Origin of the sequence: Pandoraea faecigallinarum (assembly GCF_001029105.3) — a bacterium.
Classification (GTDB): domain Bacteria; phylum Pseudomonadota; class Gammaproteobacteria; order Burkholderiales; family Burkholderiaceae; genus Pandoraea; species Pandoraea faecigallinarum.
The window spans coordinates 4,852,695-4,866,052 of the sequence record NZ_CP011807.3; the positions used below are offsets into that span (position 1 = coordinate 4,852,695).

Genomic DNA, 13,358 nt, shown 5'->3' on the forward strand with positions numbered 1-13,358 from the left:
AAGTGGACAACCTTGCTACCTCGTCCAGACCCGTAGAGGATACGAATCGGCTTCGGAAGCCATCCACTCCCTTGCGAAACCAAAGACCGGTTTTGGCGAAAGAAGCGGAAAGTCCGGAATTATACAATGATAATTCCGGACTTGCAAGTCAAGCCTTCGCTTCAGACTGCCTTAGATGATACGGGCAGCTTCCACGAGACGGGCAACCGTCCAGGCCTTGGTCTTCGACAGCGGGCGGGATTCTTGAATCTCGACCAGGTCGCCTTCCTTGTACTGGTTGGTTTCATCGTGTGCGTGGTACTTCTTCGAGCGCACGATGTACTTGCCGTAGAGCGGGTGCTTCATTTGACGCTCGATCAGCACGGTAACCGTCTTGTCCATCTTATCGCTGACAACGCGACCAACGAGGGTGCGCTTCAGCGAAGTCTTAGCGGTATCGTTCATTTCTGGCTCGCCTTCTCAGTCAACACGGTACGCACACGCGCGATGTCCTTGCGCACCTTCTTCAGCTGGCTGGTGTTGCTCAGCTGTTGGGTGCCCGCTTGCATGCGAAGACCGAATTGGGCCTTCAACAGATCCGACAGTTCCTTGTTCAGGCCGTCGACATCCTTGGCACGAAGTTCGGATGCTTTCATTTCAAATTCTCCCTTCAGGCGCCAAGGCGACGTACGAAGAACGTCGTCTGAATCGGCAGCTTGGCCGCGGCCAGGCGGAACGCCTCGCGCGCCAGCGCTTCATCCACACCGTCCATTTCGTACAGCATCTTGCCCGGCTGAATCTCGGCGACGTAGTACTCCGGGTTACCCTTACCGTTACCCATACGCACTTCTGCCGGCTTTTGCGAGATCGGCTTGTCCGGGAAGATACGGATCCAGATACGGCCGCCACGCTTGATGTGGCGGGTCATGGCACGACGAGCAGCTTCGATTTGACGAGCCGTCAGGCGACCACGACCGACCGCCTTCAGGCCGAATTCGCCGAACGACACTTCGTTGCCACGGGTGGCGACGCCAGTGTTACGGCCCTTCTGCTCTTTGCGATACTTTCTGCGTTTCGGTTGCAGCATGATTATTCTCCAGTCTTGGCGTCGCCTTCAGGCTTGCCAGCCGGACGGCGTGCACCACCGCGCTTCGCACCGGCCTTGTCGCCAGCGTCGTCACGACGGGGGCGACGGTCGCCCGGACGCGCATTGCGGCGCGGACGCTTTTCTTCGGCCGGCTCTTCAGCCACCGGAGCGTCGTTGCGGCCCAGCGTGTCACCCTTGTACACCCACACCTTGATACCGATGATGCCGTACGTCGTCTTCGCTTCCGAGGTCGCGTAGTCGATGTCGGCGCGCAGGGTGTGCAGGGGCACACGACCTTCACGGTACCACTCGGTACGAGCGATTTCGATGCCGTTCAGACGGCCAGCGCTCATGATCTTGATGCCCTGGGCACCCAGACGCATCGCGTTCTGCATCGCACGCTTCATTGCGCGACGGAACATGATACGGCGCTCGAGCTGCTGAGCAATCGAGTCGGCGATGAGCTGTGCATCGGTTTCCGGCTTGCGGATTTCTTCGATGTTCACGTGCACGGGCACGCCCATGCGCTTTTGCAGCTCAGCCTTGAGGATTTCGATGTCCTCGCCCTTCTTGCCGATCACAACGCCCGGACGCGAGCTGAAAATCGTGATACGTGCATTCTTGGCCGGACGCTCGATGACCACGCGGCCAACCGAAGCGTTCTTCAGCTTCTTCTTCAGGTAATCGCGAACGCCGATATCTTCCTGCAGCATTTTCGCGAAATCCTGGTTGTTCGCGTACCAACGCGAAGCCCAGTTACGACTGACAGCCAGACGGAAGCCAGTCGGATGAATTTTCTGTCCCATCGTGACCCCTTAGTTGCCCAGCGTCACAGTGATGTGACAGGTTTGCTTCTCGATGCGGTTACCACGGCCCTTGGCGCGCGCGGTGAAACGCTTGAGCGAGGTCGCCTTGTCAACGTAGATGCCCTTGACGCGCAGCTCGTCGATGTCAGCACCTTCATTGTGCTCGGCGTTGGCGATAGCCGACTCCAGCACCTTCTTGATGATGACCGCGGCCTTCTTCGGCGAGAAGGTCAGAACATTGAGCGCACGCTCCAGCGGCAGGCCGCGGATCTGGTCAGCGACCAGACGCGTCTTCTGCGCCGAGATACGGGCACCGCGATGAATTGCTTTCACTTCCATGATCGGCCCCTTATTTCTTCGCCTTCTTGTCGGCCGCATGGCCCTTGAAGGTACGGGTGAGAGCGAACTCACCCAGCTTGTGGCCGACCATGTTTTCCGTCACGTACACCGGCACGTGTTGACGGCCATTGTGCACAGCGATCGTCAGACCGATGAAATCGGGCAGGACGGTCGAACGGCGCGACCAGGTCTTGATCGGCTTCTTGTCACGCGATGCGGCTGCTGCTTCCACCTTCTTCAGCAGATGAGCGTCGCAAAACGGACCTTTTTTAACAGAACGAGTCATTTGCTAGCTCCAATTAACGCTTCTTGCGACGCTGAACGATCATGCTGTCGGTGCGCTTGGTCGAGCGGGTACGCTTACCCTTGGTATGCTGACCCCACGGGCTGACCGGATGACGACCAGCAGCCGTACGACCTTCACCACCACCGTGCGGGTGATCCACCGGGTTCATCGCCACACCGCGAACGGTCGGGCGAATACCGCGCCAACGCTTGGCACCGGCCTTGCCCAATTGGCGCAGGCTGTGCTCTTCATTGCCGACTTCACCGATGGTGGCGCGGCACTCGATGTGCACGCGACGCACTTCACCCGAACGCAGACGCACTTGAGCGTACGTGCCTTCGCGTGCCAGCAGCATGGCGGACGTACCAGCGGCACGGGCGATTTGTGCGCCCTTGCCCGGCAGCAGTTCGATGCCGTGGATCGTCGTACCGACCGGAATGTTACGGATCGGCAGCGTGTTGCCAGCCTTGATCGGAGCTTCCGAGCCGCTCACCACTTGCTGGCCGACGGTCATGCCCTTCGGTGCAAGGATGTAACGACGCTCGCCGTCGGCGTAGCACAGCAGTGCGATGTTCGCGCTGCGATTCGGATCGTACTCAAGACGCTCGACCTTCGCCGTGATGCCGTCCTTGTTGCGACGGAAGTCGACGATACGGTAGTGCTGCTTGTGACCGCCACCCATATGACGGGTGGTGATGTGACCGTTGTTGTTACGGCCAGCGGTCTTGCTCTTGGTATCGAGCAGCGGGGCGAACGGCTTGCCCTTATGCAGATCCTTGTTGACGACCTTGACCAGCGAACGGCGGCCCGGCGACGTCGGTTTCGTTTTGACGAGTGCCATGATTACTTGGCCTCCGCTTCAAAATTGATTTCCTGGCCCGGCTTCAAGCTCACGTAAGCCTTCTTCTCGTGGTCGCGACGACCCATGAAGCGGCCAAAGCGCTTTTGCTTGCCCTTACGGTTCAGGATTTGCACCGACTCGACTTCAACCTTGAAGAGAAGCTCAACAGCAGCCTTCACTTCTTGCTTGTTCGCGTCGCGTGCAACTTGGAACACCACTTGTTCATTCTTGTCAGCCACCAGCGTCGCCTTCTCGGAGATCACCGGCGCGAGCAAGACCTGGTACAGACGATGGTCGTTTTTACGCACGTCGCTCATGACAGCATCTCCTCAATCTTGGCGATCGCGCCCTTCGTCAGCAGCACCTTCTTGAAGTAGATGAGCGACAGCGGGTCGGCGAAACGCGGCTCGGTGACGGCAACGTGAGCCAGATTGCGCGAGGCCAGGAACAGGTTCTCGTCCACGCTATCCGTGATCAGCAGCACCGACTCAAGGCCCATGGCCTTGATCTTTTCAGCGAGCAGTTTGGTCTTCGGGGCATCCAGCTTGATGTCCTCGACGACCGACAGACGACCTTCACGGGCGAGCTGCGACAGAATCGAGCACACACCGGCGCGGTACATCTTCTTGTTGACCTTGTGGGTGAAGTTCTCTTCCGGCGAATTCGGGAAGATACGGCCACCGCCGCGCCACAGCGGGCTCGACGACATACCGGCACGAGCGCGGCCCGTACCCTTCTGACGCCACGGCTTCTTCGTCGTGTGCTTGACCTGTTCACGGTCCTTCTGCGCACGATTGCCGCTACGGGCGTTGGCTTGATAAGCCACCACAACCTGATGGATCAGCGCTTCGTTGTAGTCACGGCCGAACACGACGTCCGACGCGTTGACAGCAGCGCCTTCCTGACCTTGCTCATTCAGGAGCTTCAGTTCCATTGTTACGCTCCCTTCGCGAGTTTGGCTTTGACGGCCGAGGTCACGAAAACCTTGCCTTCGTTGGCGCCCGGAACGGCACCCTTCACGAAGATCAGGCCACGTTCAGCGTCAATGCGCGCGATTTCGAGATTCTGCACCGTCGTGGTGACGTCACCGAGATGACCCGTCATGCGCTTACCCGGGAACACACGACCCGGATCCTGCGCCATACCGATCGAACCCGGCACGTTGTGCGAACGCGAGTTACCGTGCGATGCGCGGCCCGAAGCGAAGTTGTAACGCTTGATGGTACCGGCGTAGCCCTTACCGATCGACACGCCTTGCACGTCAACCTTCTGGCCTACCTGAAACAGGTCGACACCGACCACTGCGCCCGGCTGCAATTCAGCAGCTTTGGCAGCATCGATGCGGAATTCCTTGAGGATTTCACCGGCTTCGACACCCGCTTTCGCGTAGTGACCGGCGGCGGCTTTGGTCACGCGCTTGGCGCGACGATTGCCGAAAGTGACTTGAACGGCGGTATAGCCGTCCGTTTCATCCGTCTTGATTTGCGTCACACGGTTGTTAGACACGTCGAGCACGGTGACGGGAATCGAATCGCCGTCGTCCGTGAAAATACGCGTCATGCCAACCTTGCGACCGACAAGGCCAAGGCTCATGATTTTCTCCATTCCCGACTGCGATTGGCCGGGGCTAAATGACAAAAGGATGGTCCACGGACGTGGCCCATCTTTTCAAAACTACACTTGAGCCCGCCATTATAGGCGGACTTTTATCGCTTGACAAGTGTTGCTAAATCACATAACAAAAGCCCCGCCGGCTCCAGCATTGGCGGGGCTTTCGAGAGCGAAACCGCTCGCAAGCCTTATTGCAGCTTGATTTCGACGTCGACGCCAGCCGGCAGGTCCAGCTTCATCAGCGCGTCAACGGTCTTGTCCGTCGGATCGACGATGTCCATCAGGCGCTGGTGCGTACGGATTTCGAGCTGGTCGCGCGACGTCTTGTTGACGTGCGGCGAACGCAGAATGTCGAAACGTTCGATGCGCGTCGGCAGGGGCACCGGGCCCTTGACGATTGCGCCGGTGCGCTTGGCGGTCTCAACGATTTCGGCAGCCGACTGGTCGATCAGGCGGTAGTCGAAAGCTTTCAGGCGGATGCGAATCTTCTGGTTCTGCATGGAAATTCTCCAAAGAGCGTGGCAACCCTCGTTCGGGCGCCGGGTAAATCACAAAGAGCGAACAGACTTTTGAGAAACGGGCGCCGGCGAACCGGCACCCGCTTCATCGGATCCGCAATGATTAGTCGAGGATCTTGGCAACCACGCCGGCGCCGACGGTACGGCCACCTTCGCGGATTGCGAAACGCAGACCGTCATCCATAGCGATCGGCTGGATCAGCTCGACTTCGATCGAGACGTTGTCGCCCGGCATGACCATTTCCTTGTCGGCCGGCAGCTTGATCGAGCCCGTCACGTCCGTCGTACGGAAGTAGAACTGCGGGCGGTAGTTGTTGAAGAACGGGGTGTGACGACCACCTTCATCCTTCGACAGAACGTACACTTCGCCCGTGAACTTGCGGTGCGGCTTGATCGAGCCCGGCTTGGCCAGAACCTGACCACGCTGGACGTCTTCACGCTTCGTGCCGCGCAGCAGAATACCGACGTTGTCGCCTGCCTGACCCTGGTCGAGCAGCTTGCGGAACATTTCGACGCCCGTGCAGGTCGTCTTGTCGATCTTCGGCTTGTCGCCGTCCATGGCGATACCGACGATTTCGATTTCCTCGCCGACCTTGATCACGCCCGATTCGACACGGCCGGTCACAACGGTACCGCGACCCGAGATCGAGAACACGTCTTCCACCGGCATCAGGAATGCCTTGTCGATGGCGCGCTCCGGCGTCGGGATGTACGTGTCGAGCGCCTCAGCCAGCTTCATGATGGCCTCTTCGCCGAGTTCGCCCTTGTCGCCTTCCAGCGCCAGCTTGGCCGAACCCTTGATGATCGGCAGATCGTCGCCCGGGAAGTCGTACTTCGACAGGAGTTCGCGAACTTCCATTTCGACCAGCTCGAGCAGCTCGGCATCGTCGACCATGTCGCACTTGTTCAGGAACACGATGATGTACGGCACGCCAACCTGACGGGCCAGCAGGATGTGCTCGCGCGTTTGCGGCATCGGGCCGTCGGCAGCCGAGCAAACCAGGATAGCGCCGTCCATCTGGGCAGCACCGGTAATCATGTTCTTGACGTAGTCGGCGTGGCCCGGGCAGTCAACGTGTGCGTAGTGGCGGTTGGCCGTTTCGTACTCGATGTGCGCGGTGTTGATCGTAATACCGCGTGCCTTTTCTTCCGGCGCTGCGTCGATTTCGTCGTACTTCTTGGCTTCGCCGCCGAACTTCGACGACAGAACCGTTGCGATAGCAGCCGTCAGGGTGGTCTTGCCGTGGTCAACGTGGCCGATGGTACCAACGTTCACGTGCGGCTTGGTCCGCTCGAATTTTTCCTTTGCCATTTCCGGATCCTCAGATACTGAATAGACGATTAAACAGTGTGACGGGCGCTGCATCTCGTGATGCAGACACCCCTCAATTCAATTACTTGCTCTTGGCGCTGATGATGGCTTCGCTCACGTTCTTCGGAGCTTCGGCGTAGTGCTTGAACTCCATCGTGTACGTGGCGCGGCCTTGCGTGGCCGAACGCAGCGCGGTCGAATAACCAAACATTTCCGACAGCGGAACTTCAGCGCGCACAATCTTGCCGCCGCCGACCATGTCGTCCATGCCCTGGATAATCCCGCGACGGCTCGACAAGTCGCCCATCACGTTACCCATGTAGTCTTCCGGCGTTTCCACTTCCACGGCCATCATCGGCTCGAGAATCACCGGCTTGGCGCGGCGCATGGCTTCCTTGAAAGCCATCGAACCGGCCATGCGGAACGCGTTTTCGTTCGAGTCCACGTCGTGGTACGAACCGAACGTCAGGTGAACCGTGACGTCAACCACCGGGAAGCCGGCGAGAACACCGCTCTTGAGGGTGTCTTGAATACCCTTGTCAACGGCCGGGATGTATTCGCGCGGAATCACACCACCCTTGATCTCGTCGAGGAACTTGTAGCCAGCGCCTTGCTCGCTCGGCTCAAGCGTAATGACAGCGTGACCGAACTGGCCGCGACCGCCCGACTGCTTGACGAACTTGCCTTCCACGTCGGTTGCCGTTGCGCGAATGGTTTCGCGGTAGGCCACCTGCGGAGCGCCGATGTTGGCTTCCACGCCGAATTCGCGCTTCATGCGATCGACCAGAATTTCGAGGTGGAGCTCGCCCATACCCGAAATGATGGTCTGACCCGATTCTTCATCGGTTTGCACGCGGAACGACGGATCTTCCTGCGCCAGGCGGTTCAGGGCGAGGCCCATCTTTTCCTGGTCGACCTTGGTCTTCGGCTCGACAGCCTGCGAAATCACCGGCTCCGGGAACACCATGCGCTCGAGCACGATCGGGGCCGACGGGTCGCACAGCGTGTCACCGGTCGTTGCGTCCTTCAGACCGACGGCAGCCGCGATGTCGCCAGCGCGCACTTCGTCGATTTCTTCACGCTGGTTCGCGTGCATCTGCACGATACGGCCGAGGCGTTCCTTCTTGCCCTTGACCGAGTTCAGCAGCGTGTCGCCCTTGTTCACGACGCCCGAGTACACACGGAAGAAGATCAACTGACCGACGAACGGGTCCGTCATGATCTTGAACGCCAGCGACGAGAACTTCTCGTCGTCCGATGCCTTGCGCTCGGCCGGCTGTTCCTTGTCGTCCGTACCCTTGACCGGCGGAATGTCGACCGGCGACGGCAGGAAGTCGATCACGGCATCCAGCATACGCTGCACACCCTTGTTCTTGAACGCGGTACCGCACAGCATCGGCTGAATTTCGCACGCGATGGTACGCAGACGAAGACCTTCGATGATGTCAGCCTCGGGGAGGGTACCCTCTTCCAGGTACTTGTTCATCATCTCTTCGCTCGACTCGGCGGCCGCTTCGACCATGCCTTCACGCCACTTCTCGGCGTCAGCTTGCAACTCGGCCGGAATGTCGGTGTACTCGAACTTCATGCCCTGGGAGGCTTCATCCCAAATGATCGCCTTCATCTTGATGAGGTCGACCACGCCCTTGAAGTTTTCTTCGGCGCCAATCGGCACCACTACCGGCACCGGGTTTGCCTTCAGACGGTTCTTCAACTGGTCGTAGACCTTGAAGAAGTTCGCGCCGGTACGGTCCATCTTGTTGACGAACGCCAGACGCGGCACACCGTACTTGTTGGCCTGACGCCAAACGGTTTCCGACTGGGGCTGCACGCCACCCACGGCGCAATACACCATGCATGCGCCATCGAGAACACGCATCGAGCGCTCGACTTCGATCGTGAAGTCGACGTGGCCCGGGGTGTCGATGATGTTGATGCGGTGCTTTTGGTAGTTGTTGGCCATGCCGGACCAGAAGCAGGTCGTGGCGGCCGACGTAATCGTAATGCCGCGCTCTTGTTCCTGCTCCATCCAGTCCATCGTCGCCGCGCCATCGTGCACTTCACCGATCTTGTGGTTCACACCGGTGTAGAACAAAATGCGCTCGGTCGTCGTGGTTTTACCTGCGTCGATGTGAGCGCTAATACCGATGTTGCGGTAGCGCTCGATAGGGGTTGTACGAGCCACTTTAAGCCTCTTTCAATGTAGCCGCCATTTTTGAGGGGGCTACTAACACAAACGGGCGAGGCGCAATTTCTCATGCGCACCCGCCCCGGTTTCTGCTCTAGGTACTGCTTGCCAGCGTCAGAAGCGGAAGTGCGAGAATGCCTTGTTGGCTTCGGCCATGCGGTGAACTTCGTCACGCTTCTTCATGGCGCCGCCACGGCCTTCCGAGGCCTCGATCAGCTCACCTGCCAGGCGCAGGGCCATCGACTTCTCGCTACGCTTTTTCGCGGCCTCACGCAACCAACGCATCGCCAATGCCATACGACGCGACGGACGCACTTCGACCGGAACCTGATAGTTTGCACCGCCAACACGGCGGCTCTTGACTTCAACCACCGGCTTCACGTTGCCGAGAGCGGTGTTGAAGACTTCCAGCGGATCCTTGCCCGCCTTGGTTTGGATCTGCTCGAAAGCACCATAAACGATGCGCTCCGCCACCGACTTCTTGCCGGCAAGCATGAGCACGTTCATGAATTTAGCGACTTCAACGTTGCCGAACTTCGGATCGGGCAACACTTCGCGCTTGGGGACTTCGCGACGACGCGGCATGATTTCTTCCTTAATTGATTCAGTTGGAGCCAGGCTCCAGGTCACCTACTAGCCTTTCTCCGGCCGAGTGACCACTTACTCAGTGACGATGCACCACCATCACCGAACGTATATCCGCCAAGCCGCTTAGGCCTTCGGACGCTTCGCGCCGTACTTCGAACGGGCCTGCTTACGGTCCTTGACACCTTGCGTGTCGAGGCTACCGCGCACCATGTGGTAACGCACACCCGGCAAGTCCTTCACACGACCGCCGCGAATCAGCACGACCGAGTGTTCTTGCAGGTTGTGACCTTCACCGCCGATGTACGAAATGACTTCGAAACCGTTCGTCAGACGCACCTTGGCGACCTTACGCAGAGCGGAGTTCGGCTTCTTCGGCGTCGTGGTGTACACACGGGTGCACACGCCGCGACGCTGCGGGCAGTCCTGCAGTGCCGGGCTCTTGCTCTTGATCTGAGCAGAGGTGCGCGGCTTGCGGACCAATTGGTTAATCGTTGGCATTGTGATTTCCTAAACGTGTCAAAAGCATGAAAGCCAAGGCGGGCATCATGCGACCTTACTGCATACTCCCCGGTTGTTCTTGCGGATTACCCGCACCTAAACGCTTGATGCGTAAGCACTTTGCATTAGACACAGGCATACCGCCGGAAAAACCGGAGCCTGCGACTATACCTGTGACCTACGCAAGTGTCAACGCACTCTCGCGTAAACTGCCGCCGTAAGTCGTTGATTGTTAACGTCCAAACCCGAATCCGCGCGCCAGCCCAAGTTGCGTCCCTCTTTCCCGAACACAAATCTTGCGACGCCTATGTATGCAAACTACACTGCATGCACCGCGTATTTACGCGCATATATCCATACATAATACCGACATCGCTATGGACACTTCCCACGACACCCTGCGCGCGACGTTCTGGAAACCCGCTCTTACCGCAGGCAAAGGCCCCCGGTATCTGCGGCTGGCGAGCTTCATCGAGCAATCCGTTGCAGACGGCCGTCTGCGACCGGGCGACCGCCTGCCGGCGCAGCGCGAACTGGCGTCGTGGCTCGGTATCGATTTCACGACCGTCACTCGTGCTTACAACCGGGCACGCGACCGTAACGCCATCGAAGGGCGCGGTCCGCTCGGCACGTTCGTGAGTACGCCACGCGTGGCGCTCGATCAGGTGCTGGATCTGGGGATGAACATACCGCCCGCGCCCGCGGGGCTGTTCCTCGGCGAATTGCTGCAAAAAGGCATCGACGACGTGCTGCGTCACACGGACGCCTCGATGCTCATGGCTTACCAACTGGGCGATGGGGGCGTAGCCGACCGTCAGGCCGGCGCCTTGTGGCTTACCCCGATGCTCGGCCCGCTCGATCCGGCGGACGTATTGGTCTGCCCCGGCGCGCAGGCTACGCTGGCGGCGTTGTTGCTCATGGACACCGCTCGCGACGACACGGTGTTGTGCGAGCCGATCGTCTATCCGGGCGTGCGGAGCGCGGCGCGCTCGCTCGACCGTCAACTGGAAAGTGTGCCCGTGGACGACGACGGCATGCTGCCCGACGCGCTTGCCGAAGCCGCCACGCGACATCGCGCCCGCCTCGTCTATCTGAACCCGACGCTCCAGAACCCGACCACCCGCACCATGCCCGAGGGCCGCCGCCGGGAACTGATCGCGGTTGCCGAGAAGCTCGACCTGACGCTGATCGAAGACGACCCGTACTGGCGTCTCACCCCGGACGCTCCGCCGCCGCTGGCCCGCCTGGCACCGCATCGCGTTCACTATATTTCGACGTTGTCGAAATGCCTTACCCCCGGGCTGCGTACCGCCTACGTGCGGCTGGCCGACGGGCGGGCGCGCGACGTCTTCCTGAGCACGCTGCACTCCTTCGCGCTGATGGCGCCGCCGTTGATGGCAGGACTGGCGACGCAATGGATTCACGACGGCACGGCGGACCGCATCATGCACGGTGTGAAAGACGCGGCCGCCCAACGCCAGGCGATTGCCGCCGACATCCTCGGCGATGCCCATACCGCGCCGGTGCAGGGCATCCACCTTTGGCACTTCCTTCCTGCGCCGTGGACGGCTCGCGAGTTGACGATCGCCGCGCGTGCGGAAGGTTTGGCCGTGACCCCGGCCGACGCCTTTTGCCTGACACCGGACGCTCCCAACGCCATCCGCATTTCGCTGGGCGGGGTACGCGATCCGGAGCGTCTGGCGAGTGCGCTCAAGCGGTTGCGCTCGCTATTGCGCGAAGCGCCGCCCAGTCTGCGCGCCGCCATCGTGTGAGAGCCGCGACGCGTCGGAAATACAAATCGAGGCGTCCCGACGCGACAACCCGGTTCCGGGCAATGGGAATACTCCGGCCACCACGGGGAACGACCCTTGATCTCAACCGGAGTCACAACGATGCTCTACACATTTGGCGAATGGCTGGCAGGCGCCCTTGCCCTGACTCACGACTGGAGCGCAATGCCCTCCCCGCAGGTGCGGACACACGACCTGTCGACAGCATTGACGCGAGCCACGACCGTGCCCATCGCGAACATCGCGCCGTTCTCTATCCCACAAGCGCCCGACACCGCCGACGGATCGCCTCTGCCAGCCACTCGCGCACGCGTGTTTGCGCAACGGCTGACCGACGTACGGCCGGTATGCGTCGTGGGCAGCCGCAACGATCATGAGAACTGCCTGCTCGACCTCCCTGCCGACGTACGCATCGACGTCAGCGCCACCCGCCTGCTGCTCGCGGGCTGCGAGGCGTCGCTCCCGCCCGCGCTGCGCACCGCCCTTGCGGCACAAGGGCGCGATGCCGACGCCCTGAACCATGCCTTCGCCCTGACCCGCCACGCCGAATCGCAGGGCCGCTACGCCGTCCACGCTCTCGAGGCCCGACTGACCAAGCGCCTGAACCAGCTGTCCCCGGGCATGCATCGGCTGCTCAATCGTACGGACGCTTACATCGAAGTGCCGCAAATGACCTTCCAGCGTGTCCTCACCACCGAACAGGAAGCCCGGCGTCACGGCATTCGGGTACCGTTCACCGGCGGGGATATCGCCATTCCCTCGGGCGAACCGGCGGTGCGCGACGCCATGCTCGGCGCATACCTCCGCATTCCGGGCAACGGCGCGACGCAAACCTTGCTCGTGTCTCTGGCGTCGGCGGAAACGATCGAACTCGTCCGGCAGGATCCGCGAGCGCACGCCCGGGAACATCGGCATCGGATATTCGGCGACGTTCCGGCGCATTTTCAGACGACGGACCTGCGGATGCGCGTTTTGCCGCATGGCGGCAACATCGTCCGCACGCTGGCCGAGTACTTGCACGACGGGCACCGGCGCTATGGCGAATTCGCCTATGGGGCTACACGCGAGACGCTCGCGCCCACGTCGCATGCGCACGTCCGTCAGCGGCGCTGCTGGCCTTCGGCGGATGAGCGCGCCTCGAATGCCTCCAATGCCTCCAATGCCTCCAATGCCGTGACGACGCCGACGGCACCGGCGACGCCCCCACCGGCGACATCCACGCAAACCCGGGCACCGGCGCCCGGGCCAAACTCGGCACAGGAAAGCGTCCTGCCCGCGCGTCTGCTCGATTCGCCCCACCCCGGCGCGCCCAAGCCGGCGGCAAGACGGGCGCCGGTGCCAGCCGTGACAGCGACACCCCGCCGCCGGCCATCGCCGCCCCGTCAGGCGTCCCTGGACGATCTGGCTCGGGCGATTGCCGAACTGGAACGTCTGGACAAACACTACAAGGCGCGAGCACGCCCCCGTTACGGCTGATCCGCAAGGGGCCGGGCTGCCCGGCGTCAAGCTATCAGT

17 protein-coding genes are annotated in these 13,358 nt (G+C 60.8%); 2 read left to right on the forward strand and 15 right to left on the reverse strand.

Features of this window, described 5'->3' with window-relative positions; all coding sequences use genetic code 11:
• Nucleotides 1-171: 171 nt before the first annotated feature.
• The 15 genes from rpsQ to rpsL all read right to left on the reverse strand — a co-directional run bounded on the left by rpsQ (nt 172) and on the right by rpsL (nt 10,053).
• A complete protein-coding gene (gene rpsQ, locus AB870_RS21360; RefSeq protein ID WP_039393722.1) occupies nt 172-444 on the reverse strand; it encodes a 30S ribosomal protein S17 in 273 nt (90 codons plus the stop codon).
• Nucleotides 441-635: a 50S ribosomal protein L29 gene (gene rpmC, locus AB870_RS21365; protein ID WP_010804129.1), complete on the reverse strand. Its 195-nt coding sequence runs from the start codon at nt 633-635 to the stop codon at nt 441-443. The genes rpsQ and rpmC overlap by 4 nt, the downstream gene beginning before the upstream one ends.
• Before the next feature lie 14 nt (nt 636-649).
• The gene (rplP, locus tag AB870_RS21370; RefSeq protein WP_010804130.1) at nt 650-1,066 is read right to left on the reverse strand and encodes a 50S ribosomal protein L16; all 417 of its coding nucleotides are present in this window, start codon (nt 1,064-1,066) and stop codon (nt 650-652) included.
• A gap of 2 nt (nt 1,067-1,068) precedes the next feature.
• The gene (gene rpsC / locus AB870_RS21375; RefSeq protein ID WP_039393724.1) at nt 1,069-1,872 is read right to left on the reverse strand and encodes a 30S ribosomal protein S3; all 804 of its coding nucleotides are present in this window, start codon (nt 1,870-1,872) and stop codon (nt 1,069-1,071) included.
• 9 nt (nt 1,873-1,881) lie between these two features.
• Nucleotides 1,882-2,211 (reverse strand): 50S ribosomal protein L22, encoded by a 330-nt coding sequence (gene rplV, locus AB870_RS21380; RefSeq protein ID WP_023593826.1) that lies wholly within the window; start codon nt 2,209-2,211, stop codon nt 1,882-1,884.
• A 10-nt stretch (nt 2,212-2,221) separates the two neighbouring features.
• Nucleotides 2,222-2,497, reverse strand: coding sequence for a 30S ribosomal protein S19 (gene rpsS / locus AB870_RS21385; RefSeq protein ID WP_010804133.1), 276 nt, complete (start codon nt 2,495-2,497; stop codon nt 2,222-2,224).
• Between the two features lie 13 nt (nt 2,498-2,510).
• A complete protein-coding gene (gene rplB, locus AB870_RS21390; protein WP_044457326.1) occupies nt 2,511-3,338 on the reverse strand; it encodes a 50S ribosomal protein L2 in 828 nt (275 codons plus the stop codon).
• A gap of 2 nt (nt 3,339-3,340) precedes the next feature.
• Nucleotides 3,341-3,655: a 50S ribosomal protein L23 gene (gene rplW / locus AB870_RS21395; RefSeq protein WP_010804135.1), complete on the reverse strand. Its 315-nt coding sequence runs from the start codon at nt 3,653-3,655 to the stop codon at nt 3,341-3,343.
• On the reverse strand, nt 3,652-4,272 hold the full coding sequence (gene rplD, locus AB870_RS21400; RefSeq protein ID WP_010804136.1) for a 50S ribosomal protein L4: 621 nt from the start codon (nt 4,270-4,272) through the stop codon (nt 3,652-3,654). The genes rplW and rplD overlap by 4 nt, the downstream gene beginning before the upstream one ends.
• 2 nt (nt 4,273-4,274) lie before the next feature.
• The gene (rplC, locus tag AB870_RS21405) at nt 4,275-4,931 is read right to left on the reverse strand and encodes a 50S ribosomal protein L3 (RefSeq protein WP_047908532.1); all 657 of its coding nucleotides are present in this window, start codon (nt 4,929-4,931) and stop codon (nt 4,275-4,277) included.
• 206 nt (nt 4,932-5,137) lie between these two features.
• Complete coding sequence (gene rpsJ, locus AB870_RS21410) at nt 5,138-5,449, reverse strand: 30S ribosomal protein S10 (RefSeq protein WP_010804138.1); 312 nt, start codon at nt 5,447-5,449, stop codon at nt 5,138-5,140.
• A 121-nt stretch (nt 5,450-5,570) separates the two neighbouring features.
• The gene (tuf, locus tag AB870_RS21415) at nt 5,571-6,779 is read right to left on the reverse strand and encodes an elongation factor Tu (protein WP_047906206.1); all 1,209 of its coding nucleotides are present in this window, start codon (nt 6,777-6,779) and stop codon (nt 5,571-5,573) included.
• Nucleotides 6,780-6,861: 82 nt separating this feature from the next.
• Entirely contained in the window at nt 6,862-8,964 is a 2,103-nt protein-coding gene (fusA, locus tag AB870_RS21420) for an elongation factor G (protein ID WP_047906207.1), read from the reverse strand.
• 117 nt (nt 8,965-9,081) lie between these two features.
• The gene (rpsG, locus tag AB870_RS21425) at nt 9,082-9,552 is read right to left on the reverse strand and encodes a 30S ribosomal protein S7 (RefSeq protein WP_023593821.1); all 471 of its coding nucleotides are present in this window, start codon (nt 9,550-9,552) and stop codon (nt 9,082-9,084) included.
• Between the two features lie 126 nt (nt 9,553-9,678).
• Nucleotides 9,679-10,053, reverse strand: a complete 375-nt coding sequence (gene rpsL, locus AB870_RS21430) for a 30S ribosomal protein S12 (protein WP_010804142.1) — start codon at nt 10,051-10,053, stop codon at nt 9,679-9,681.
• Between the two features lie 377 nt (nt 10,054-10,430).
• Here rpsL and AB870_RS21435 point away from each other — a divergent pair, with 377 nt between their 5' ends.
• Together AB870_RS21435 and AB870_RS21440 are read left to right on the forward strand one after the other, a co-directional pair.
• The gene (locus AB870_RS21435; RefSeq protein WP_047906208.1) at nt 10,431-11,825 is read left to right on the forward strand and encodes an aminotransferase-like domain-containing protein; all 1,395 of its coding nucleotides are present in this window, start codon (nt 10,431-10,433) and stop codon (nt 11,823-11,825) included.
• 120 nt (nt 11,826-11,945) lie between these two features.
• Nucleotides 11,946-13,319 (forward strand): hypothetical protein, encoded by a 1,374-nt coding sequence (locus AB870_RS21440; protein WP_047906209.1) that lies wholly within the window; start codon nt 11,946-11,948, stop codon nt 13,317-13,319.
• Nucleotides 13,320-13,358 lie beyond the last annotated feature (39 nt).

Excerpts from the sequence above, each read along its gene's own strand:
- rpsJ (WP_010804138.1), bottom strand. The coding sequence starts at position 5,449 with ATGCAGAACCAGAAGATTCGCATCCGCCTGAAAGCTTTCGACTACCGC.
- AB870_RS21440 (WP_047906209.1), top strand. The coding sequence starts at position 11,946 with ATGCTCTACACATTTGGCGAATGGCTGGCAGGCGCCCTTGCCCTGACT.
- rplW (WP_010804135.1), bottom strand. The coding sequence starts at position 3,655 with ATGAGCGACGTGCGTAAAAACGACCATCGTCTGTACCAGGTCTTGCTC.
- rplV (WP_023593826.1), bottom strand. The coding sequence starts at position 2,211 with ATGGAAGTGAAAGCAATTCATCGCGGTGCCCGTATCTCGGCGCAGAAG.
- rplD (WP_010804136.1), bottom strand. The coding sequence starts at position 4,272 with ATGGAACTGAAGCTCCTGAATGAGCAAGGTCAGGAAGGCGCTGCTGTC.
- rplB (WP_044457326.1), bottom strand. The coding sequence starts at position 3,338 with ATGGCACTCGTCAAAACGAAACCGACGTCGCCGGGCCGCCGTTCGCTG.
- rpsL (WP_010804142.1), bottom strand. The coding sequence starts at position 10,053 with ATGCCAACGATTAACCAATTGGTCCGCAAGCCGCGCACCTCTGCTCAG.
- rpmC (WP_010804129.1), bottom strand. The coding sequence starts at position 635 with ATGAAAGCATCCGAACTTCGTGCCAAGGATGTCGACGGCCTGAACAAG.
- rpsG (WP_023593821.1), bottom strand. The coding sequence starts at position 9,552 with ATGCCGCGTCGTCGCGAAGTCCCCAAGCGCGAAGTGTTGCCCGATCCG.
- rplC (WP_047908532.1), bottom strand. The coding sequence starts at position 4,931 with ATGAGCCTTGGCCTTGTCGGTCGCAAGGTTGGCATGACGCGTATTTTC.
- tuf (WP_047906206.1), bottom strand. The coding sequence starts at position 6,779 with ATGGCAAAGGAAAAATTCGAGCGGACCAAGCCGCACGTGAACGTTGGT.
- rplP (WP_010804130.1), bottom strand. The coding sequence starts at position 1,066 with ATGCTGCAACCGAAACGCAGAAAGTATCGCAAAGAGCAGAAGGGCCGT.
- AB870_RS21435 (WP_047906208.1), top strand. The coding sequence starts at position 10,431 with ATGGACACTTCCCACGACACCCTGCGCGCGACGTTCTGGAAACCCGCT.
- rpsC (WP_039393724.1), bottom strand. The coding sequence starts at position 1,872 with ATGGGACAGAAAATTCATCCGACTGGCTTCCGTCTGGCTGTCAGTCGT.
- rpsS (WP_010804133.1), bottom strand. The coding sequence starts at position 2,497 with ATGACTCGTTCTGTTAAAAAAGGTCCGTTTTGCGACGCTCATCTGCTG.
- rpsQ (WP_039393722.1), bottom strand. The coding sequence starts at position 444 with ATGAACGATACCGCTAAGACTTCGCTGAAGCGCACCCTCGTTGGTCGC.